At 68.4% G+C, this 20968-nt stretch carries 17 protein-coding genes and 3 pseudogenes; 10 read left to right on the forward strand and 10 right to left on the reverse strand.

Annotated features, from left to right (window positions below; all coding sequences use genetic code 11):
• Together CLV71_RS47995 and CLV71_RS29080 are read left to right on the forward strand one after the other, a co-directional pair.
• Nucleotides 1-471, forward strand: a pseudogene (locus tag CLV71_RS47995) (hypothetical protein); the annotation flags it as partial.
• Between the two features lie 3 nt (nucleotides 472-474).
• Nucleotides 475-780 (forward strand): hypothetical protein, encoded by a 306-nt coding sequence (locus CLV71_RS29080; RefSeq protein WP_133906081.1) that lies wholly within the window; start codon nucleotides 475-477, stop codon nucleotides 778-780.
• Between the two features lie 161 nt (nucleotides 781-941).
• Here CLV71_RS29080 and CLV71_RS29085 read toward each other — a convergent pair whose 3' ends face one another.
• The 3 genes from CLV71_RS29085 to CLV71_RS29095 are packed head-to-tail and all read right to left on the reverse strand — an operon-like array spanning nucleotide 942 to nucleotide 3772.
• On the reverse strand, nucleotides 942-1574 hold the full coding sequence (locus CLV71_RS29085; protein WP_133906082.1) for a GNAT family N-acetyltransferase: 633 nt from the start codon (nucleotides 1572-1574) through the stop codon (nucleotides 942-944).
• Entirely contained in the window at nucleotides 1571-3109 is a 1539-nt protein-coding gene (locus CLV71_RS29090) for an APC family permease (protein WP_133906083.1), read from the reverse strand. The genes CLV71_RS29085 and CLV71_RS29090 overlap by 4 nt, the downstream gene beginning before the upstream one ends.
• A 33-nt stretch (nucleotides 3110-3142) precedes the next feature.
• Nucleotides 3143-3772, reverse strand: a complete 630-nt coding sequence (locus tag CLV71_RS29095) for a GOLPH3/VPS74 family protein (protein WP_166664302.1) — start codon at nucleotides 3770-3772, stop codon at nucleotides 3143-3145.
• A gap of 573 nt (nucleotides 3773-4345) precedes the next feature.
• On the opposite strand from CLV71_RS29095, the gene mobF reads away from it, so the two are divergent.
• Nucleotides 4346-8809, forward strand: a complete 4464-nt coding sequence (gene mobF, locus CLV71_RS29100; protein WP_166664303.1) for a MobF family relaxase — start codon at nucleotides 4346-4348, stop codon at nucleotides 8807-8809.
• Between the two features lie 31 nt (nucleotides 8810-8840).
• Here mobF and CLV71_RS29105 read toward each other — a convergent pair whose 3' ends face one another.
• From CLV71_RS29105 to CLV71_RS29115, 3 genes are read right to left on the reverse strand one after another with little or no spacing between them, the layout of a single operon-like run.
• On the reverse strand, nucleotides 8841-9605 hold the full coding sequence (locus CLV71_RS29105) for an aquaporin (RefSeq protein WP_133906086.1): 765 nt from the start codon (nucleotides 9603-9605) through the stop codon (nucleotides 8841-8843).
• Nucleotides 9602-10261, reverse strand: a complete 660-nt coding sequence (locus CLV71_RS29110; protein ID WP_133906087.1) for an arsenate reductase ArsC — start codon at nucleotides 10259-10261, stop codon at nucleotides 9602-9604. Before CLV71_RS29110 ends, CLV71_RS29105 begins: the two co-directional genes overlap by 4 nt.
• Nucleotides 10258-10956, reverse strand: a complete 699-nt coding sequence (locus CLV71_RS29115; protein ID WP_133906088.1) for an arsenate reductase/protein-tyrosine-phosphatase family protein — start codon at nucleotides 10954-10956, stop codon at nucleotides 10258-10260. Before CLV71_RS29115 ends, CLV71_RS29110 begins: the two co-directional genes overlap by 4 nt.
• 195 nt (nucleotides 10957-11151) lie before the next feature.
• Here CLV71_RS29115 and CLV71_RS48735 point away from each other — a divergent pair, with 195 nt between their 5' ends.
• The 4 genes from CLV71_RS48735 to CLV71_RS29130 all read left to right on the forward strand — a co-directional run bounded on the left by CLV71_RS48735 (nucleotide 11152) and on the right by CLV71_RS29130 (nucleotide 13684).
• Nucleotides 11152-11376: a hypothetical protein gene (locus tag CLV71_RS48735; protein WP_208297808.1), complete on the forward strand. Its 225-nt coding sequence runs from the start codon at nucleotides 11152-11154 to the stop codon at nucleotides 11374-11376.
• The gene (locus CLV71_RS48740) at nucleotides 11366-11653 is read left to right on the forward strand and encodes a hypothetical protein (RefSeq protein ID WP_208297809.1); all 288 of its coding nucleotides are present in this window, start codon (nucleotides 11366-11368) and stop codon (nucleotides 11651-11653) included. The genes CLV71_RS48735 and CLV71_RS48740 overlap by 11 nt, the downstream gene beginning before the upstream one ends.
• A 38-nt stretch (nucleotides 11654-11691) precedes the next feature.
• Nucleotides 11692-12453, forward strand: a complete 762-nt coding sequence (locus tag CLV71_RS29125) for a hypothetical protein (RefSeq protein WP_133906089.1) — start codon at nucleotides 11692-11694, stop codon at nucleotides 12451-12453.
• 88 nt (nucleotides 12454-12541) lie between these two features.
• Nucleotides 12542-13684 carry a hypothetical protein gene (locus tag CLV71_RS29130; protein WP_133906090.1) on the forward strand — a complete coding sequence of 381 codons (1143 nt, stop codon included), beginning with the start codon at nucleotides 12542-12544 and terminating at the stop codon, nucleotides 13682-13684.
• Nucleotides 13685-14028: 344 nt separating this feature from the next.
• Here the strand turns inward: CLV71_RS29130 and CLV71_RS29135 are convergent, their stop codons facing one another.
• The 3 genes and pseudogenes from CLV71_RS29135 to CLV71_RS29145 all read right to left on the reverse strand — a co-directional run bounded on the left by CLV71_RS29135 (nucleotide 14029) and on the right by CLV71_RS29145 (nucleotide 17631).
• Nucleotides 14029-15084 (reverse strand): flavin-containing monooxygenase, encoded by a 1056-nt coding sequence (locus CLV71_RS29135; RefSeq protein WP_133906091.1) that lies wholly within the window; start codon nucleotides 15082-15084, stop codon nucleotides 14029-14031.
• Nucleotides 15084-16309 (reverse strand): annotated as a pseudogene (locus CLV71_RS29140) (MFS transporter). Before CLV71_RS29140 ends, CLV71_RS29135 begins: the two are co-directional and overlap by 1 nt.
• Nucleotides 16306-17631: an FAD-dependent oxidoreductase gene (locus CLV71_RS29145; RefSeq protein ID WP_133906092.1), complete on the reverse strand. Its 1326-nt coding sequence runs from the start codon at nucleotides 17629-17631 to the stop codon at nucleotides 16306-16308. The pseudogene CLV71_RS29140 and the gene CLV71_RS29145 overlap by 4 nt, the downstream one beginning before the upstream one ends.
• 98 nt (nucleotides 17632-17729) lie before the next feature.
• On the opposite strand from CLV71_RS29145, the gene CLV71_RS29150 reads away from it, so the two are divergent.
• Nucleotides 17730-18587, forward strand: a complete 858-nt coding sequence (locus CLV71_RS29150; protein WP_133906093.1) for a helix-turn-helix domain-containing GNAT family N-acetyltransferase — start codon at nucleotides 17730-17732, stop codon at nucleotides 18585-18587.
• 554 nt (nucleotides 18588-19141) lie between these two features.
• A complete protein-coding gene (locus CLV71_RS49520) occupies nucleotides 19142-19513 on the forward strand; it encodes a hypothetical protein (RefSeq protein ID WP_243866780.1) in 372 nt (123 codons plus the stop codon).
• A gap of 127 nt (nucleotides 19514-19640) precedes the next feature.
• On the opposite strand, the gene CLV71_RS49525 is transcribed toward CLV71_RS49520, so the two are convergent.
• Entirely contained in the window at nucleotides 19641-19922 is a 282-nt protein-coding gene (locus CLV71_RS49525) for a hypothetical protein (RefSeq protein ID WP_243866781.1), read from the reverse strand.
• A 21-nt stretch (nucleotides 19923-19943) separates the two neighbouring features.
• Between CLV71_RS49525 and CLV71_RS50715 the strand changes: the two are divergent.
• Nucleotides 19944-20810: pseudogene (locus CLV71_RS50715) on the forward strand (recombinase family protein); the annotation flags it as partial.
• Nucleotides 20811-20968 lie beyond the last annotated feature (158 nt).

Consider the following 20968-nt stretch of genomic DNA (forward strand, 5'->3'; position numbering starts at 1 on the left):
CCGGTCGACCAAGCTCCGACCCGCGTCACCGCCCGCCTCAAGATCCACAAGACGGCAGGCTACCGGCCCTGTCACCACCTAAATCAGTGGCATTGGGGCTACACCGACCTCTCCTCGCTTGCGGTGGACCGTTACGAGTGGGCAGCCGCGCAGTCCGGCGACGAGCTGGCCGTACTGGTCGGCGACTACCGACGAGCCGGCGAACTGATCAGCGCGGCCGACTGGTCATCGGCCCTGCGGCTGTTGGAAAGCAGCCGGTCACGCATCGAGGACCAACTCGGCAACGACGACGCACCGACCCTGGCCACCTGGGGCAACCTGCACTTGAAGTCGGGCCTGGCCGCGGCCCACGCCGGCCAGCGCGACTTGGCCGACGCACACCTGGCCGAGGCACGGGAGACCGCCGCACGTATCGGCGTTGACCGCGACGACTACCGGCTCTGCTTCGGCCCCACCAACGTCAACATCTGATCGGTGGGGCTTGCCGTCGACATGCTCGATGGCACGGAAGCAGTCAAGCGCGCGAGCCAGTTCGAGCTTCCCGCAGACACGCCACGTGAACGGGTCGGTCATCACTGGATCGACCTCGCTCGTGGCCAGCTCTACCACGGTGACCGGCGCCAGGCGCTTGTGGCGTTGCAGAAGGCTCGCCGGATCGCACCCAGCCAGACCCGGTATCACCCCATGGTGCACGAAACGATCCGCGTGCTCGTCCACCATGAACACCGCCGAAGCGACACACTCTCCGGCTTCGCACGCTGGATCGGCCTCAAGCTCTGATCCTCCACGTGGCAGGCCCTGCCCTGAACGGGAGCCGGTGGTGGGACGCACTCAAGGGTTGGGGGTAGCGCGTCCCACCACCGAGCGCCGGCGTCGATCTCGGGTGGGGGAGTAACCCGGTCACGTACACCGGCGGATACCCGTCAGGTACGACGGGCTGGTCATCGTGAGCCGCTGCCCGTTTCCGCCCTCTGAGGTTCTCTCCACATCGGCCAGAACGCGGGACCTTCGGGTAGGTAGAACGGGTCGCCGAGGCATTCGTAGCCGTGGCGTTCGTACAGTTTGCGTGCCTGCTCGCTGCTGGCCTGAAGGAAGGCCGGGGTACCGAAGTGGTCGAGCTGGCGGTGGTGATGCCGCAGCAGTGCCGATCCCAGTCCGCCCCTTTGCCGGTCCGGCTGCGTCGCGAGGTAGGCGAGATGGTGGTGCGGGTAGGTGCTTGGGTGATTGTCCTCGAACAGCCGATCCAGCGTGCGGAACCGGTCGACGTAGGCCCCACACGCGGCCACAAGCTGTTCCTCGTAGTTGTCCGGTTCGGGGAGCGGGCCGGTGGGTTGAGCGAACCAGACGGCGGCTGCGACCAGCTCGCCGTCAGCGCGCTTGATGAGGTGGATCTCGCCGTGAGTGAGGGCGTGGTCAACGTAGATCTCGAAATCGGCCGGCAGCACCCGGGCGCGTTCGCCAGCGTCGGGGATGAGCCACTCCGTGGCATCCAGGGTGAAGAAGGCGTCGGCGATCAGCTCGGCGGTTTGGGCTGCGTCGTTCGCGGTCGCACGGTGAATCGTGGGGTGCGTCATCGAGAGTCCTCCGTCCAGTCGAAGTCGGGCTTGGCGGGCACATCAGCCGCGTCGTCGGCTGCGCGGGTGGCGGTGGCGCTCTTGGCGCCGAGGCCGATGGCCGCGTACACCGTGCGGCGTCGGTATCGCAGGGCGAGCGCCCACACCACCCCGAGGACGGCGATCACGAGGTAGGCGAGCGGGATACCCCAGCGCAATGGCGACGTGGGGTCGACGCCAAGCAGCGTGGCGAAGTTGACGAGCGCCAACACGACCACGATGAGCAGCAGAACGGCGGCAAGGACCGGGGCCACGAGCCGCCGCCACACGGTTTCCCCAGCCGGCTGGCGGAGGAAGTAGACGACGATCGCGACGGAGGTTGTCACGATGAGGAAGAGCACGCCGAGCCCGCCGGCAGTGCCGCCCCAGAAGAACAATTGGACGACCGGATCCCAGCCAGCGACCGCGTACAGCACGATGACCACAAGCCCCACAACACTCTGGATGACCGACCCGAGCCAGGGCGAACCGGTGCGGGGCGACGTGCGCCCGAGAACCACCGGCAGGACACCTTCACGGCCCAACGCGAACACGTAGCGCGCGGTCGTGTTGTGGAAGCTGATCATCGCGGCGAGCACGCTGGTCACGAACAGCACCCGGCCGATATCCACGATCAGAACGCCGAGATGGGTACCGGCGAGCTGAAAGATCAGCTCGGTGCTGGAAGCCTGCGACTGGGCCACGATCTGGTCAGGTCCAGTCGCTACGCTCATCGCCCACGAGCCAAGCGTGTACAGGCCGGCGATCACGCCCACCGCGACGTAACTGGCGATCCGGATGGTTCGCTGCGGGTCGCGTGCTTCTTCGGAATAGACGACTGCTCCTTCGAACCCGACGAACCCGAGCACGCCGAGCGCGAGGATTGCCCCGACGCCAGGAGCGAACAGGGCCGTGGGGTCCAGCGTGTCGAATGTGATGGTTCCGCCGGCCGGGTTGGCGATGTTGGCGAGGCTGTAGACCACGATGACCGCGACCTCGGCAACCAGCAGCACGGCCAGCACACGCCCGTTGACATCGACATGCAGCTGGCCGAGCACGGCCACGATCGCCCAGGCGATCAGAGCGACCACCCACCAAGCCACATCGAGCCCGAACCAGGCGCTCAGCAGCGGAGTGGTGGCGGCACCGATCGCGCCGTAGAGCCCGACCTGGAGCGCGTTATAGGCGACCAACGCGACCCACGCACCCGCCACGCCGACCGGGCGACCGATCCCTTGCGAGATGTAGGCGTAGAAGGCCCCCGCGTTGGCCACCCGGTGGGCCATCGACACATAGCCGACACAGAACAACGCCAGGACCGCACCGATCACTACGAAGGCGATCGGCAACCCGGTGATGCCAGTGACCGCATAGCCCGTGGTGACAACGCCAGCGACGACAGTGAGGGGTGTGGCGGCGGACATGACAAAGAAGACCACCGCCGGCACACCAAGCCGGTCCGCGGCCAACGCCGTCGCTACATTGCTTGGCCGCGCGGACTGTCTTGCAGCAGACATGAGCAAGCTCCTCAAAGTGTTGGTGCGAAAGGGTTACGTTCGTGCGTTGAGGACTGCATCGCCAACAGCAGTAGCGGTCTGGTTCACCACCTCACGCAACGACGGCGGCAGACTGCTCACCACGCGCTGCAAGTACGGCCGGGCGTGCGGTGGCGTGTCGGCCAAGACGTACGTGTCGAGGCCAGTCGCCGCGACCAGACCGGCCAACACGACATCCGGTGGTTCCAATGCCGCGCCCGCGCTTAACCGACTCGCCAACCGTGATTCCGGCCAGCCAGCGCGGGTCGTCATCGTGGGCTCGAACACCGTGATCACCCTCAGGAAACGACGTTCTTCCCGGACGTAGACGTGCCCTTCACGGATCAACCGCTGCAACACCTTTTCGTACGCGTCCTGAGCGAAGAACCGCAACCAGTCCCGCATCGACGTCACCCCCGGTTCGGCCAGCAGGTGGTCGAGAACCGTGTGCGCCAACGCATCCCGAGGCGGCGACGGATCCACCACTCGGATCCGCTCACCGCGCACGTTGATGCGACGGAACAGCACCTGCTCACCCAGTAGCGCCCCCGCCAAGCCGAGCCGCACGACGCGGTCGGCGAGCCGGCGCTTCATCGAGATCGAGTCGTGTGCGACGAAGAAGAAATCATCGGCCAACAGCAGCACCGAGCTTCCCTCCGCGCCAACGAACGGCGTACACATCCCTCCGAAGACCACCGTTTGGCGAGGTCGGATCTCCGCCTACTACACCCGCACGGGCGCGCCTGCTAAACGTCTTGATGTCCATTCGCCCCAGCCCAATCGATGACGCCTTCACCCCACACGCAGTAGCAACGCAAACCGACACGACGGCTGCGCGCTACGCGTTGATCGTTACGCGAGTGAACAGCCAAACCCTCACCGTGGGCACGTCTAGCCCACGCTCACCATGTCGTGCTATTAGGTCGCGTTGTCCGAGCTGCGAGCCGGCTGGACTCTCGATGTCCGACTGAACAGCAGGGTTTCCGGCCTTGAAGCCTTCCCAGGGTCCGACACCACTTCGCCCCATACATCACGCTACAATTCGAATCCCCCGATTCGAACCTAAGACAAAACACGCCACGCTCTCCACGAGAAAGCTCCATAATTCCTCGACGCATTAAACGCACACCGGTAAGGTATCCCTAGCGGGATACCCGAAATGATCTTCGTCGGGAGGACGAAGGAGCGATGTGTTCCGCGCGTTCGGGGGGACGCGCTATGGCGTATGTGACGGCGATCTACGGGGGATCTGCCGAGCAGATCGACTACCGGCTGGGTCTGACCCAGCACGGCTGTGACTCGGATGTCCAGTTCCGTTATCACGCGGACGGACGGGAGCGGCCGTTGCGGTGGATCGGCCGGGGCCTGCCCGAGTTCGGTCTGGACGGTCTGACGGCCGGGGCGGAGCTGACCACCGAGCAACACGACCTCGCGCGCTCGCTGATGGCCGGCAAGCACCCGGTCACCGGCGAGCAACTGGTGGCGCCGAAACTCGCCGTCCCGGCCGACGCGAAGGTGCCGTTAGGCCCGCTGGTGGCCGCCGCGCAAGCGTTGGCTGCCGAGCGTGGTCTGGACGATCCCGTCGACATGTTCGCCAAGCCCAAGCAACGCTCAGCCTTCAACACCGCCGTCCGGGCCGTCGCCCGGCGCGGCGACGCCGCACTACTGCGCGTAGACGACGCCCTGGCGCTTGCCGAGACCGCCGGCCTGGAGGCCGAGCAGGTGTGGCCGGACGTCGACCTGCTCGCGACCTACAGCAACCTCTACGAGCCCCAAGCGGTCGTGGACGAGGCCGGCAAACCCGAGCTGGACGAGAACGGGCAACCGAAGATCGAGCTGACACCGCGTCGGGTGCCGGTCGGCATCGTCGGGTTCGACATCGGTATCACTCTGCCCAAGTCGGCGAGCCTGTTGCTGGCGTTCCTCCCCGACGACCTCGTTGCCCAGGTCGAGGCCAGCTACACGGCGGCGATTGAGCGCACGTTCGGCTGGGTTGAAGGTCGCACCTCCTACGTGCGGCGCGGCAAGCACGGCGACGGCCACGCAGCCCGCCAGGAGCAAACTGCCGGGTTTGCGGGATGGGTGATGACCCACCGGGCGGCTCGCCCGGTCGGTGACGCGGCGGTCGGGGATCCCCACTGGCATGTGCACATCACCATCGCGAACATGGCCAAAGCTCCGGACGGCACCTGGCTGACTGTGGCCGCCGGTGGCCGGGACCTGATGCGGCATGCCCCGGCGATCGACAAGGTCACCCAGGCCCAGGTTCGGGCGTTCCTGCACAACCAGTTGGGCATCACCTTCACCCGCTCTGCGCGGACTGGGGTGTGGGAGGTGGCGCAGATCCCGGACGAGGCGATCCGGTACTTCTCCAAACGCGGCCAACAAGTCTCCGCGGTGCTCCAGCAACTCGGTTACAGCAACGCCGACGTCTCGGCCGCTGAGGCCCGCATACTCACCCGCGAATCCCGGTCGGCGAAGTCGGAGACAACCGCCGCAAGCGACGCCACCCTTCGTGGCCTGTGGCGGGCGGACGCGGTGCGGGGCGGTCTGGACCCGGACACGCTCATGGACCGCGTGCTGACCGCCTACCGGTCCGGCATGACAACTGGACCGGTCGAGGCGAACCACGAGTTGGAGGCCCGGTTCGGCATCAGTCTGGACGACCTGGTCGCGAAACTCACCGACCCCGAGCACGGGTTGACCGCGCACGCCCGCCGCTTCTCCCACCTGGATGCCGTTGCCGCTGTCGCCGACGCTCTCCCGCACGGCGCCGAGATCGAGGACGTGGAGCGGCTGACGGACTTGGCACTGGCCCACCCTGCGTTCCAGGCGCTCCCCACCGCGGGTGTCGACCAGGCATTGGCCGGACCGGGCGCACACACCCAGCTCGCCGGGGCGCATCAGATGTCCGGCGGCACGCTGTACACCACTAAGGATGTGACCGCCGCCGAGCGCACCATCCTGGCCGCCGCCACAGCCGCCAGCGACCCCACAGCCGACGTACAGGACCGTGCCCGCGTGCCGGCCGCGACAGTGGACCTGGCCCTCGGCGTGGTGGAGACCGCGCAAGGGTTCCCGCTCTCTGCCGAGCAACGCGACGTGCTGCACCGCGTGGTCACGAACGGTCGCGCCGTCGAAGCGGTCGAGGGGCCGCCCGGCACCGGCAAGACCACGCTCATGCGCGCGGCGCGGGTGGCGTGGGAAGCCGCCGGCTACAAGGTGGCTGGGGCCGCGACCGCTGCCGTGGCCGCGCAGAATCTGGCGGCCGAGTCGGGGATTGTGTCGCGGACGGTGGCGCAGTGGCTGTGGCGGATCGACAACCGCGACGGTTTCGCCGGCATCGACGTGCTCGTGTTGGACGAAGCGAACCTCACCTCTGACCGTGACCGCGCGAAGCTCTACACCGCCGCCGCCGAGGCGGGCACGAAGATCGTGGAAGTCGGCGACCCGCAGCAATTGCGGGGTGTGGGTGTGGGGTCGATGTTCGGCTACCTCCACCAGCTCCTCGGCGGGGCGCGGTTGACCGACAACCGCCGGCAGCGCCAAGCGGACGAACGCAACGCGCTGGCGGCGTTCCGCGACGGTCGACACGCCGAGGCCCTGCACACCTGGGCACGCCTCGGGGAACTCGTAGCCACCGAGACCTCCGACGAAGCGGTGGCTGCGATGGTGTCGACCTGGCTGCGGCTTCGCGAGGGGGCGCCTGATCCGCACGCCCTGACCGCTGGGCTGTTGATGCTCGCCGCGACCAACGAGCAAGTGGCGCGGATCAACGAGGCGACACAGGCGGTTCGGCAGGCCCGGGGCGAACTCGGCGACAGTGCGAACCTCCGGCTGCCCGGCGGGCGAGAGACTCGGTTCCATGTCGGTGATCTGGTGTTGATCCGCCGCAACGATCGCCATCAACAAGCCGTCACCGGCGACATGGTGCTCAACGGCTACCGGGGTGTGGTCACCGCCGTCACCGGTGAGGGCGTGGAGGTGGCGTGGCGCGACCCGGCCGCCGACACCGAGGCGGAGCCATCTCGTGCGGTGCTCTCGCCCGGCTACATCGCCCAAGGCGGGCTCGAGTTGGGCTACGCGCTCACCGCTCACAAGGCCGAAGGCTTGACTGTCAGCGGGCAGTGGGAGCGCCCGGACGGCACCCGCAACGACGGCAGCGTTCTGGTCTATGGCCCTGGCATGGACAACCCCGGCCTGTACGTGTCCCTCTCGCGGGACAAAGGCCAAGCCATGCTGTTCGGGGCCCGCGCCGAGTTGGAAGGCGAACGCGAGGAACTCTTCTACGGCCCACCCCGCAACCAACAAGAACTCACCGACCGCGTCATCGCCGCCCTCGCCGAACGCGCCGCCGCAACCGCCGACAACGCCAACGACCGCCCCGTGCTCGTCGACCTCGCCCAGGCCCCCGCCGACCCCACCGGTACCGGAACGGTGAGTGGTACCGGTACCACCGCCGAGACTGTGGCACCGGTGCCATCGGCACCAGTACCGGAACCAGTCCGCCCACCGGACTTCACCGAGCCGGCCCCGACGGCCCAGCCGGACCGCTCCCAACCACGGTCACGGCCCGGACGGGAGCCGGTGACGGTCACCGACGAGCAGCGCCAGCAGTGGCAAGACCTGGTTCGCCGGTCCGTGGCGGCGCGCGTCGCCGACGACCGGGATACCTACCGAGCCCTCCAGGCCCAGCGCCGGGACCTCACGGCCCAACTCGGACCGGAGCGGGTCGAGGTACTCCGGGCGGAGTCCCACCAGAAGGCCATGCAGACCCTGGAACAGCGCCGGGAACGGCAGATCCAGGAGCGGCTGGAGCGGCTGCGGCTGGAAGCGCAGTGGCAGAACCGGCCGCACAGCCGGCTCACCGACACCCAACTCACGCACGCTATCCGCGACACGGAACGCCGCCAGGCCCGCGAGGTGGCCGCCGCCGAGCAGGCCCGCCGACAACTCAGCGAGAGGGAACAGGCTGTGGCGGCCGGGCGTGGCCCGCGTGTCACCCAGCTGGACAGCGAGCTGCACCGGTTGCGGGTCAACGCGGAACGCCAGGGCACGCTCGAAGAGATCGAACGCCGCTGGCAGCACGCCCGCACCCAGGCCGCCGACGCGGCCGAACGCGCCGCACGCAAGGAGATCGACGCCGAACGCACCCGCTGGTGGCAACCCGGCCGCCGCGAACAGCTCCAGGCCGAGGCCGCCGCCGACCGCGCCCTCCAAGAACGCGCCCACGCCGAGGTCGCCGAGCTGGCCCGCTACGCCGCCGAACTCCAACAGCAGCTCGGCGGACCCGGCGCCTGGCGGCAGGCCCGCCCGCAACTGGAGCGCGCCGAAGCCACCTATGTCCAGGATCGGCAACGCGCCCACGACACTGACCAACACGAGCTGACCCGGCTGGGGGAGCGGATCGCTAGCTACGACACCGCCGCCCTCGATGCCGGCACCCGACGCGAGGAACTCCTCACTGAACGACAACTCCGCGATGCGATGCCCGACACGCAACGCACCCTCGAACGGCAGCTCCGCATCCAGGAGACGCTCAAGCAGCGCCAACAAACCCTGGACCACGCCACGCTCGAACGTCAGCCCGAACCGTCACTCCAAGCCGACGTCGAATACCACCAGCGCACCCTCCACACTGACATCCACCAGGACATCGAACGAGGTGGCCCGAGCCTGTGAATCCTCGCTATCGGTGAGGTGTCACCGGGGGTCAGTCGTGTGCTGGGGCGGTGTCAGCGACCGGGTGCGGTAGAACCGCATCATCAACACCGTCGAGGCGGTGATCAGCTCGGTGGAGTGAAACGTCAGGCGTCGGATTCGGGGTGGTGTCGGGGTAGAGCCCGCGAACCAGGACCACGGCGACCACGCCGCCGAGTAACTGCATGGCGATGAACAGCGGCACCGACGCTGGGGCGATGCCGGCGAACGTGTCGCTGAACATGCGGCCGATGGTGATGGCGGGGTTGGCGAAGCTGGTGGAGGAGGTGAACCAGTACGCCGCGCCGATGAACGCTCCCACCGCAGCTGGAGCACGCTCGACGCGACCGGATCGCACCAGGGAGAAGATCACCAGCAGCAGGCCCACGGTGGCCACGACTTCGGACACGCCGTGTGCCGCGGTCGCGCGGTGGGTGGCGGCGATGCTGACCGGATCGAGGGTGAACATTACGTTGGCCAGCACCGCGCCCGTCACGCAGCCGAGGATCTGGGCGGGCAGGTAGGCCATTGCGTGGCGCCAGGGCAGTCCACCCAGTGCCGCGTCGACCAGTGACACGACGGGGTTGAAGTGCCCGCCGCTGACCGGGCCGAAGATGAGGATGATCGCGTAGAGCCCGACCGCTGTGGCGGCGGCGTTCTCCAACAGCTGGAGGCCGACGTCGCTGGGTGAGAGGCGTTGCGCGGCGATGCCCGAGCCGATCACCAGTGCGGCGAGCAGCGCGCTGCCGAGGAACTCGGCGAGGAGTTTGCGGGTCATGCGACCGGGACGCCCAGCTCGACGAGGAGGCCGCGCACACGGCGTTCGATCTCGTCGCGGACCGGGCGGACGTCCTCGACGCTCTTGCCGGCGGGGTCGTCGAGGGTCCAGTCCAGGTAGCGCTTGCTGGGGAAGACCGGGCAGGCGTCGCCGCAGCCCATGGTGATCACGACATCGGCGGCGCGGACGATCTCGTCGGTCCAGGGCTTGGGGAACTCGCCGGAGATGTCGATGTCGCGTTCGGCCATGGCCGCGATCGCGGCGGGGTTGATCTCGTAGCCGGGTTCGGAGCCGCCGGACCAGGCGACCGCACGGTCATCGGCGAGGTGTTGGAAGAAGCCCATGGCCATTTGGGAGCGGCCGGCGTTGTGCACGCACAGGAACAACACCGTCGGTTTCCCGTCAGTGTGGTGGCCTTCGACGCGGGCTAGGGCGTGCAGGCGTTGTCGGGCGAACCGTTCCGCGAGCAGGGGCAGGAACCGGGGGATGGTGGAGTGGGCGGCGAACTGGTCGTAGCTGGAGTGCAGGAACCGTTCGATGGTCTCGGTGCCGAACACTCCGTCGAACTCGCCGTGCAGTCGGGTGGCGGCGGTCTTCAACGCCAGCTGCTGGTCGATGCTGAGATCGCGGTGGGTGGGGTCGTGGATGTCAGTCATGGCTTTCCTCCGGTCTGGACGGCGGGGGCCAGCCGGTCGACCCGGTCGGCGAGATCACGAAAGGCCCGGTCGAACGCGTCCTCGGTGCCGACCGGGGCCGGGTCGGGCACCGACCAGTGCAGCCGGACAGCGTCCGCACCGGTGTGGTCGGGGAGGTGTTCGTGGGCGTTGTCGCACACCGCGACCACCAGATCGTCGGGTTGAAGCACCTCGTGGACGTGTGCGGTGCGCGCCTGGGCCAGTGACAGGCCGTGCTCGCGGGCGGTGGCGACCGCCAGTGGATGCACGCGCGCCGCGGGCTGGGTGCCCGCAGAGGCAGCGGGCACCTGACTACGACGCCGCCACAACGCTGCGGCCAGCTGCGAGCGGGCCGAGTTGTGCGTGCACACGAACACCACACGCGCCGCACGCACTACACCGGCCGGCACGAGACCGGCCAGCGCAGCGGGGCGCAGCCGGAGGTAGGTGCGGCGGTGGTCACCCTCCGATCGGGACCGCTCGATCACACCGGCCTGTTCGAGCAGCTTCACGTGGTGCGCGAGCAGGTTGCTCCCGATTCCCAGGGCACGGCCAAGCTCGCTGGGCGAGGCGTCCCCGAGCAGCAGGCGATCGACGATCGCCAGCCGGGCAGGCTCGCCCAGCGCCGCGTGCAGCCGCGCCCGCGCCACCACCTCAGAGGACCACTCAACGTTCATTGACTCAATGATGATTGAGTGGATGTCGGGCGTCAAGTCACCCAATGGGTGGGGAAGGTGTCGTGTCCACCCGAACCCTTCGGTATCCGGAGGTAGTTTCGGGGACTGGTTCGGAGTCCGGGGGTAGTTTGCGGGGCGCTGGCGGTCGGGTCGGGTGTCGTCGGGAGAATGCCGCGGTGCCGAATCTGGATCTTTGTGCCTGGTGGAGCGCCGCCCCCGGCGGAGCGGTTCGAGGTCGCGTTCGCCGATGACGAGGGTGAGCAGCGCCTGCCGTGGACGGCGGCCTGGTCGGTGCCGTTCGAGTCGTGCCGGCCGGTGCGGAAGTTCCCCTCGTACAAGGGCCAGCGCCACCTCTCGGGCCGGTGGTGGACTGCGACGACCAGCACGCTGGTCGGCTACGAGTCCTGGGGTGGAGCGTGACACGCTGATCGTGCTGGACTTCGATCCGGACGTGGTCGGCGTCGCCTCGCAGCCGTTCTGGCTGTTCTGGACCGCCGAGGACGGCAAGCCGCGTTCGCACGCCCCGGACTACTTCGCCCGCCTTGCCGACGACTCGACCGGGACGCGGTCGCGGTTGATGCGCCGCTGGTCAAGCGCCTGGAGGCCACCCACGGGGCCGGGGTGGTTCCGCTGCCGGGTCGAACCTCCAGCCCCTGCTCGACGACTGAACCCAGCCTCCACAACATCCGCAAACTAGCCACCGCGACCTTTAGCCGAATCTGGACAGGAGTGACGATGACGAAGCGTGGCAAATCGGGCAAGGCGGCTTCGGGGGCAGGTCAAGACGCTGCGCTCGGAGCGCTCGCCACGTTGGCGAGTGTCGCACTTGGTGCGAACCCCGTCGGGGCGACGCTGGTGGGTGGCAGCGCACCAGTGCTCAAGTATCTGCAACAGGTGTGGACCCGAGCAGGAGAGCGCCGCGGGGACCGCGCGGCGCGGTCGCTCGAACACGCCGCCGACCTCCTGGACGTTGGCCTCGACATCCTGGCGGAGCGGGCAGTTGGTCATGACGCTCGCCTCGAACTGCTCGCCCAGGTCTTGGAAGCAGCGGCGCGGACCTCGATGGAGGACAAGATCCAGGCCCTCGGCCAGATCCTCGCCGATGGCCTGCGCAGCGACAGCCACCTTGACGAAGCGAGGCTGCTGGCTTCGATGGTGAACGACCTGGAAGCACCACACGTCGTGGTGCTGAAACTGATCGCTGAGCAACCGGAGCCTCCGAAATCGATGTGGTCCAACCCTGGCGGACACCGCGGTTGGGAACGGACCCATCTCGCACTGGCGCTGCCCGACTACGACGGCTTTCTTGACGGGGTGCTGGCCGCGCTCATTCGCCACGGCGCGTTGCGTACTTTGGGCGACGGGACCTGGGACGGCATGGCGAACACCGACGCACACGGCATCACGAGACTCGGAACTCGCTGCTTGCAGCTCTTCGGCCACGAGCCAACCGAAAGTCCAAACGCTCCCGACGGCTCCGCCGAATCCGAAAACTAGGTCCGACCGGCCTTGCTCAGCCATCAGCCTGACCGTCGTCAATGTCGCTGCTTACACCGCCTCGATCAGTGCCAGGAGACAACCCTCCATGCCGCAGAAAACCCGTGACTTGTTCGCCCCGACCGTCCCGGTCGACAAGCTCAATCCCCTGTTCCGGCACGCGGCCCTTCAACCCGGCCACGAGGCGGCCCGCGCGCTGATCAACGAGGTCTACGCCAACTTCCACGACGTCGATGGCAGCTTCGTCCGGGAGTTCCAGACCGGTGGGTTCTCCGCCCGTGTGCTCGAGCTGGCGCTATTCGCCTACCTCGAAGAGAAGGACCTCGACCTCGACCGCAGCGCGGCTGCCCCTGACTACGTGCTGCGCGGCCAGCACTCCGTCGCGATCGAGGTCACCACCACCAACCCCGCGCAGGGAACGGCACCCGACGCCAACACTCCGCCGGACCTGCTCCCCCCGGATCTACCGGCCGCAGACCGCCAGTTCGTCTTCCAGATCGCCAAGGCCATCCGGCGCAAACTGATACACCGCGATGCCCAGGGCCGCCCCTACTGGGAACAACCCCACGTCAAGGGCTTGCCGTTCGTGGTCGCAGTCGGCGCGTTCCACAACGATCACGCCCAGTTCGAACCCGACGCCCTGGTCGGCAACTACCTCTACGGGCTCGCGCAAGCCCTCAGCCGCGACAACACCGACAACCGCGTCATTACCCAGAAAGAGATCGAACTCCACGAGTTCAACGGCAAGACGATCCCCAGCGCGCTGTTCCGGCAACCCGAGGCGGCCGACCTTTCCGGGGTGCTGTTCAGCAACCAGCACACCATCGCCAAGTTCAACCGCATCGGCACCGAGCAGGGCCTCGGCCACCCCGACACCGCACTCGTCCGGTTCGGCACCTCATACGACAACTCACCCGACGCGATCGAGCCCCACCAATTCGTCTACACAGTAGGGAGGCAGCCCGCCAGCTACCGGGAGACGTTCGCCCAGGGGCTGCATCTGTTCATCAACCCGTGGGCGAGGGTTCCCCTCGACCCTGCGGCCTTCCCCGGCATCATCCACACCAGCGTCGACGCCGACGGCATCGTCATGCCCGAGGTCCCCGAGGGATTCCACCCCCTCCTCTCCAAGACCGCGGTATGGCATGGTGCGGGCGCGCACCAGGTCGCAGCGCAGTTCCATCGCGACTACGAGGCTGCGGTTGATGCCGCATACCGCGGGAGGCAGTAGCGGACATCCGAAACGCGTTACAACAGCAGCAGACCCCGAAGACACCGGTGGCCAGCCGGCCACATCACTGACACAAATTGGGCGCGCTCACCGACGGAAACTCGGCGCTCAACCGTTCGGGTCCACCGCGCTGACCTAGGAACTTCGAAGCCGAGACAATCCGCGTCGGCACCCGCTGCGCCTGTTTGGCGCCGAATCCGCAAAGTTGCCCCGGACAACACGCCGCGCCCCTGTCCGGACCTACTTGTCGTGCCGCAGCTCAGCGACACGACATCCGCAAGGTTCGGCCGGACCAGACAGAAGGGACGCGGGGTGGCGACGCCGGCTTGAAGTGCGTTGTCGGGTTATCGCCGTGGGTGTTGGCGGGTGAGGTGGTGGACGACGTAGCGGGCGTCGCGGCCGACGCCGCGCAGGGTGGCCGAGGCGAAGCTGCGTTGCCATTCCAGGCCGACGAAGCCGAGTCCGGGGTGGACGGTGGAGAGCCCGCGTTGCTGGTGGCGGTCTTCTGGGTGGAGGTAGGAGAGCGCGGGTTGGTAGCCGGTGGCGAGCAGGATGGTGTCGACGTGTTCGCGGGCGCCGTCCGGCCAGGCGACCTGATCGCCGTCGAGCGTGGTGAAGATCCGGCGTTGGTCGGGGCGTCCGGCGGTGATGGCGCGGCGGTAGCGGCCGTCGTCGTTGACCGGCATGTGCGGTTTGGTGCGCAACCACGGGCCGATCGGCAGGTGGTCGAACCCGGAGATCACCGACCAGAAGTGCACGTCGCGTCCCAGTGGACGTTGGGGCGCGAACCGGATGGGTTTGCGGGTGGCGATCGTGACGGTGGCGACCGTGGCCAGCTCGTAGCCGACCTGCACGGCGGTGTTCGCCGCGCCGACCACGATCACCCGCTGCCCAGCGAACGGGCCTGGTTCGCGGTAGTTGGCGGAGTGCAGCACGGTCCCGGTGAACCTGTCCAGGCCGGGTAACGCGGGTCGGTGCGGCTCGGTGAAGGCGCCCGATGCCGCGATCACGAGTGGTGTGGTCAGGGTGGGGCCGTCCTGGACGTCGACCTCGAACGGGCTGTCCTGGTTGTCGTGGTGGCGGACAGCGGTGACCCGATGGCCGGTGCGAATGTCCATATCACGCTCGTCGGCGAGGTGCTTGGCGTAGCGGCGGAGGTAGTCGATGACCTCGTCGCGGTGCGGGTAGCAGTCCGGGTCGCCGGGGAACGGCATGCCGGGCAGGGAGCTGTAGCGGGCGGGGGAGAACAGGGTGAGGCTGTCGTAGTAGGAGGGCCAGGACCCGACCGGCTCCTCCCCGGCTTCAAGGATCACCGGGGCGCGGCCGGCTTGGCGCAGGGCGTGGGCGGCGGCGAGACCCGCCTGTCCGCCGCCGATCACCAGTGCGTCGATGTCGTTCATCAGGATGTGCTTTCTGTTGTGGGGATGGTGAGGAAGGACAGGGCGACGGCGGCGAGCGCGCCGAGGACGAGGAAACTGGTGGCGTAGCTGCCGAACACGGCGGCCAGCGCGGCCCCGGCGAAGGGGGCGGCGGCCATGGTGATGGTCAGCGGGGCTGACAGCAGTCCGGTGAGGTGGCCGTAGTGGCGGTGGCCCCACCGGTCGGTCACGGCGGTGGCCTGTACCAGGGTGAACACGCCACGCGCCATTCCCGCCGCGACCGCTCCGGCGACCAGCGCGAGTCCGGTGGTGAGCACGCCGAGCACGGCGGTGGTGGCCGCGAGCGCGAGCAGGATTCCCGCAGTGCGGGCCAACACAGACGTGTGGCGGACGAGCGCGGCGTACCCGAGCCGCGCCACGACTTGGCCGGCGCCGCCGAGCCCGAGCGCGACCGCCGCCAGCTGGGTGCTGACCCCGCGTTCCACGAGGAGCGGCACGAGGTTGATCACTGCGGCGAACGTCGCCAACCCGGCCAGGCCGAGCGCCACCGCGAGCGCGAGGAACGCCCTGCTGCGGGCGGTTCGACGCGGATCGGCATCCAGCGTCTCACCGCCAGGGTCGGGGTGGGGGCGGGGTGGCCAGGGCAGGCGCAGCCCGAACCAGTGGGCCGGGATGGTGACCACCGTCAGAACCCCGACGAGCACCAGATAGGTGGCCCGCCAGTCCATGCGGGTGGCTAGCGCGGCGGTCTCCGGCGCGAACACCGTGCTGGCCAACCCACCGGCCAGGGTCAGGACGGTGAGCGCGCGGACGGGGTTGGGGCCGTGCCAGCGGGTCAGCGCGGCGAACGCGGGTGGATACAACACCGCGCCCATCGCCACCCCGACCCCCAGCCACCCGGCGAAGAACCACACGAGGTGCTGCGTGGTCGCGACGACGATCAGCGCGGGTACCGCGATGATCGAGCCGGCGGTCATCACCCCGCGCGGGCCGTGCCGGTCCAGCCACCGCCCCCCGGGATCCCGACCAGCGCGGCCACCAGTTGGCTGGCTGACAACGCTCCGGTGATCGCCGCCGCCGGCCACCCGGTGGCCGCAGTGATGTCGCCGGCGAGCACCGGGAAGGCGTAGAACAGCACACCCCAGCTGGTGATCTGCGTGGCACACAAGGTCGCCAGCGCGACCCGCCGCCCGCCCCGCGACACCACCCTCTCGGCGTCGGCCAGCGTGGTCGCGTCGCGGGTCATCGCGTCGGTGGCGCGGCCAGGGTGAGCGTCTCCACCCCGCCGGTCGGACCACAGCAACCACCCACCGTGTCGGCTGGCTGGTCGAACACGCCGGAGCCGCCGCACACGCCGGTTTCCGGCAACACCAGCTCCACCCGTTCCGCCGACTCCCGGTCCCCGGCGAGCGCGGCGGCGATGGAGCGGACCTGCTCGTAGCCGGTCATCGCGAGGAACGTCGGGGCGCGGCCGTAGCTCTTCATCCCCGCCAGGTAGACGCCCGGCTCCGGGTGCGCCAGCTCCTTGACGCCGTGGGGATAGACGGTGCCGCAGGAGTGCACGTTCGGGTCGATCAACGGCGCCAGCGTCACCGGTGCCTCCAGGGTGGGGTCGAGGTCGAGCCGCAGCTCCGAGAGCCAGGACAGGTCCGGCCGGAACCCGGTCAGCACCACCACCTCGTCCACACCAGACACCCGATCGGCACCGGACACGAGCGTCAGCCGCCCGTCCATGCGACGGTCGACGGCCTCGGTGCGGAACCCGGTCACCGTGGTCACGTGCCCAGCGGCGGCAGCAGCCTTCGCCCGCTGGCCCAGCGCGCCCCGCGCCGGCAGCTGGTCCGCCTCCCCGCCACCGAACACCGCCCCGACCACGCCCCGCCGCAGCACCCAGCTGATCCGGGTGCCCTGCTCCGCGAGGTCGGCGAGCGCGACCAGGGCGGTCAGTGCCGAGTGCCCGCTGCCGACCACCGCGACATGCCGACCCGCGTACCGGGCTCGCACCTGCGGGTCGGCCAGGTTCGGCACCCGGTAGGTGATCCGGTCCGCCGCGGCCCATTCGCCGAGCGCGGGTAGCCCGTCGCCGCCGAGCGGGTTCGGCCCACCCCATGTGCCCGACGCGTCCACCACCGCCTGGGCGGTGATCCGCTCTTCCCGCCCGTCCCGGTGCCGAACGTGCACGGTCAGCGGCTCGGTGTCCCGCCCGGCGTCCACCACCCGGTCCCGCCCCCGCCGCGCCACCCCCACCACCTCGACACCGACCCGAACCCGCTCACCGAGGACATCCGCGAGGGGGTGCAGGTACCGGTCGGCCCACTCTGCCCCGGTCGGATACGTCTCGCCGTCCGGGCGCTGCCAACCGGTCGGCTCCAGCAGCCGCCCGGCCGCCGGGGCCACCAGCTCCGACCACGGCGAGAACAACCGGACGTGATGCCACTCGGCCACCGCCGCCCCCGCCCGATCTGTCCGCTCCACCACCAGCGGCTCCACCCCTCGCTCCACCAGCTGGGCCGCCGCCGCCAACCCCACCGGCCCGGCACCAACCACCACCACGGGATACTCCGACATCACCAACCCCTTCCATCGATCCAGCTCGATTGAATGGTGAGAGTATCGATGAATGTCGATGTAGGCAACCATCGATGGAGACCGATATAGTGGCCGGCATGACGACCAGCCCGCCCGTGCTCCGGGCCGCTGTGCTTCCGGACGCCGAGGCCGCCACCTACGCCGAGTGGTTCGCCTGCCTGTCCGAACCCACCCGCGTCCGGCTCCTGCACGCGGTCGCCACCAGCCCCGGAGGCCTCAGCGTCGGCGCGCTCACGGAGTTGCTGGGCATCAGCCAGTCCACGTGCTCCCACCACGTCCGCAAGCTCGCCGACGTCGGGTTCCTGCTGCTACACAAGGAAGGCACCAGCACCCGCGTCACCGTCAACCAAGCCTGCTGCGTCGGCCTCCCACACGCCGCCGACGCCGTCATGGGCCTGCTCGCACCCCGCCCGTGTTGCCCTGAAGACGTGCCGACCGACGTCACCGTCCGCGCCCTGCGCGACGAGGACTGGCCGGCAGTGCGCCGCATCTACGCCGAGGGCATCGCCACGGGCGTCGCGACCTTCGAGACCGCCGTGCCCAGCCGCGCCAGCCTGGACGCCCGCTGGCTGCCCGACCACCGCTGGGTCGCCGAACGTGACGGCCAGGTCGTCGGCTGGACCGCCTTGTCACCCGTGTCCACACGGGAGTGCTACTCAGGCGTCGCGGAAAGCTCCATCTACGTCGCCGAGCACCATCGCGGCCAGGGGATCGGCAAAGCCCTTATCCGCCAACAAGTCATCGCCGCCGACGCCGCCGGGTTGTGGACCCTGCAAACCGCGATCTTCACCGAGAACCGCGCCAGCATCGCACTGCACCACCAAGCCGGCTACCGCACCGTCGGCATCCGCGAACGCATCGCCCAACAGGGCGGCACCTGGCACGACACCGTCCTCATCGAACGCCGCGCCGATACTGTCACCTGCCCCAGCTAGCAGTAATCCGGTACTGCGGTACGGGTCTACGTCGAACCATGAGCACATCGGTGCCGGGCACGGCCGGATCCTCGCCGCCTACTGCGGGATCGTCGTCGTACGCCCCACGCCACTGGAAATCACCACGGAACAATGCTGGAAATTTCCAGGAAATAGTCATGTTCGACTGAACTCCGCGCCGATCGGTGTGGGGTGAGATTCCCACAACGCGCCACAGTGATGTGCCCGCACCACACCGGACATCAGCAATCGCAGCAACAACTATGGTTGCACCACAACGGTTCTTGTCCGATGTTGTCCCTTTCCGAATTGGCCCGTCATGGAGTCTGTCACGGCTCGTGACCGCGCATGTGCCCCTGCAACCGGGGCCGTGTTGGTGTTACCGTGGGTCTAACGTGGGGTGCCGGCGCGGTAGCCAATCCTCCCCCCTGTTGGCTACCTGTCTCGCGCTGGCTTCCCCGCCACAACCGAAGAGAACGCGCATACGCGGAGGGCTTTCCTGGGTGTTCCCCTCCACAGCGCACCGAGAGACAAGGAATGTGGGGGGAAGGACAATGGGATCCGATCTCGCATCGGAAAACGACCCAGGCAATCGCCAGAGCAGCGGCGACGCGTCAGATTTTGTAATTCCATCGCCGCGCCCAGCGCCGGATGACGACATCGCGGGACTGCCGACACCTCAGCCAGAAACCGGCTCAGACGACCCAGCGCAGTGGTATGATCAACCGCGCAAACGCGGCACCGATCGCCGCTACTGGAGCGAAGTTGAGTGGATCGGCGGACCAGAAGGCGACCGATTACGCGAAAAACTCTCTGAGATCGTTCGGGACCTGCTCCAATGGGCACACGACGAGCAAAAGAAATCCGAAACCGATTCTTCGGCTGATTCTGGTGAGGATGGTGATACCGATGACACACCCGCATGACCCGCGTGACCCACACACGGACCCGCCGCCGCCCGCGCTCCGACGAGGCTCGTTACCCAAGCCGCCGGTGCCGGCGACCGGCCCATCCGGACTGTCCGACTACGCGGTCTCCCCGCTGGGCATGCGCTCAGCGCTGCTGGGCCAACTGCTCGGCGGAGAAGTCCGGGTCGCGGTGCTGTGCCGCACCTCCACCGAGGACCTCCAAGACCCGCGTCAGTCGGTGATGCGGCAGGTCCACAACGTCAAGAACGCCCTGCCCGAAGCCTGGGTGATCGTGGCCCACTTCTACGACGTCGAGTCCGGCCGCCTCGAACTCGACCAACGCGGCCGCAAGACCGGCTACGAGAAGTTCAACATCCCCATCCCCCGCGACGGCGGCATCACTGACCTGCTGGCCGAAGCGGCGCACCCGAAGCGGCGGTTCGACGTGGTGATCTGCGAGAGCATCTCCCGGGTCGCCCGCCGCGCCTTTGAAGGGCTGTCGATCGAGCGGGATCTGGAACGCGCCGATGTGCCCTTGTTTGCCGCGAACGAGCCGATCACCCTGGACGGGTCGCGAGCGCAGCGGATCCTGCTACGGCGGATCAACCAGGCGGTGGCCGAACACGAGGCCTACAACACCGGAGAACAGTCCTGGGGCGGCCTGTGCACCCACGTGCGTGACGGCTGGAACATCGGCAAACCACCGTACGGGTACCGGGCCAAGACCTTCCGGCATCCCAACCCGATGAAGGCCGCCAAGGGCCAGACCAAGGCTCGGCTGGAGCCGGACGGGGTGCGTGGGGAGACGGTCACTCAGATCGCGTTGTGGCGCTACCACGAGAACCTGGGCTACGACACGATCGCCGACCGGCTCAACGCCGAACCGGCCAAGTACCCGCCACCCGAACCGCCCGGCAGGACGCGGGCGCGGGGTGCGTGGGGCAAGACCAGCGTGTACGAGATCCTGGTCAACCCCAAGTACACCGGCTACCAGGTGTTCAACAAGCGTGCCACCCGCTCTCGCCGAGGCAAGGTCAACGATCCGGCGTTCTGGGTCTGGTCGGCAGAGCCGGTGCACGAGCCGTTGATCCCGAAGTGGATGTACGACGAACTCACCGCCCGCCGCAAAGCCAAACGCGGCTCCCGCGACGGCAACGCCCCCAACACCCACCCCAAGACCCGTCGTACGTACGTGCTGCGCAGCATGGTCTTCCACGACTGCGGACGGAGGATGTACGGCAACCACCGCCACAACTCCACCTACTACATGTGCAACCCCGCCTCCAACAACCGCGGACGCCCCGACAAGCACGCGGGGCACGAGAAGGCCGCCTACATCCGAGAGGACGAGATTCTCGACGCCGTCTCGCACGTCTACATCACCCGAGTGTTCGGCCCGCACCGCCGAGAGCTGTTCGCGGCCAATCTCGCGAGTACCGATGACCGCGAGACTCGGCAGCGAGAGGCCGAACG

Origin of the sequence: Actinophytocola oryzae, assembly GCF_004364325.1 — a bacterium.
In the GTDB taxonomy this organism is placed as follows: Bacteria; Actinomycetota; Actinomycetes; order Mycobacteriales; family Pseudonocardiaceae; genus Actinophytocola; species Actinophytocola oryzae.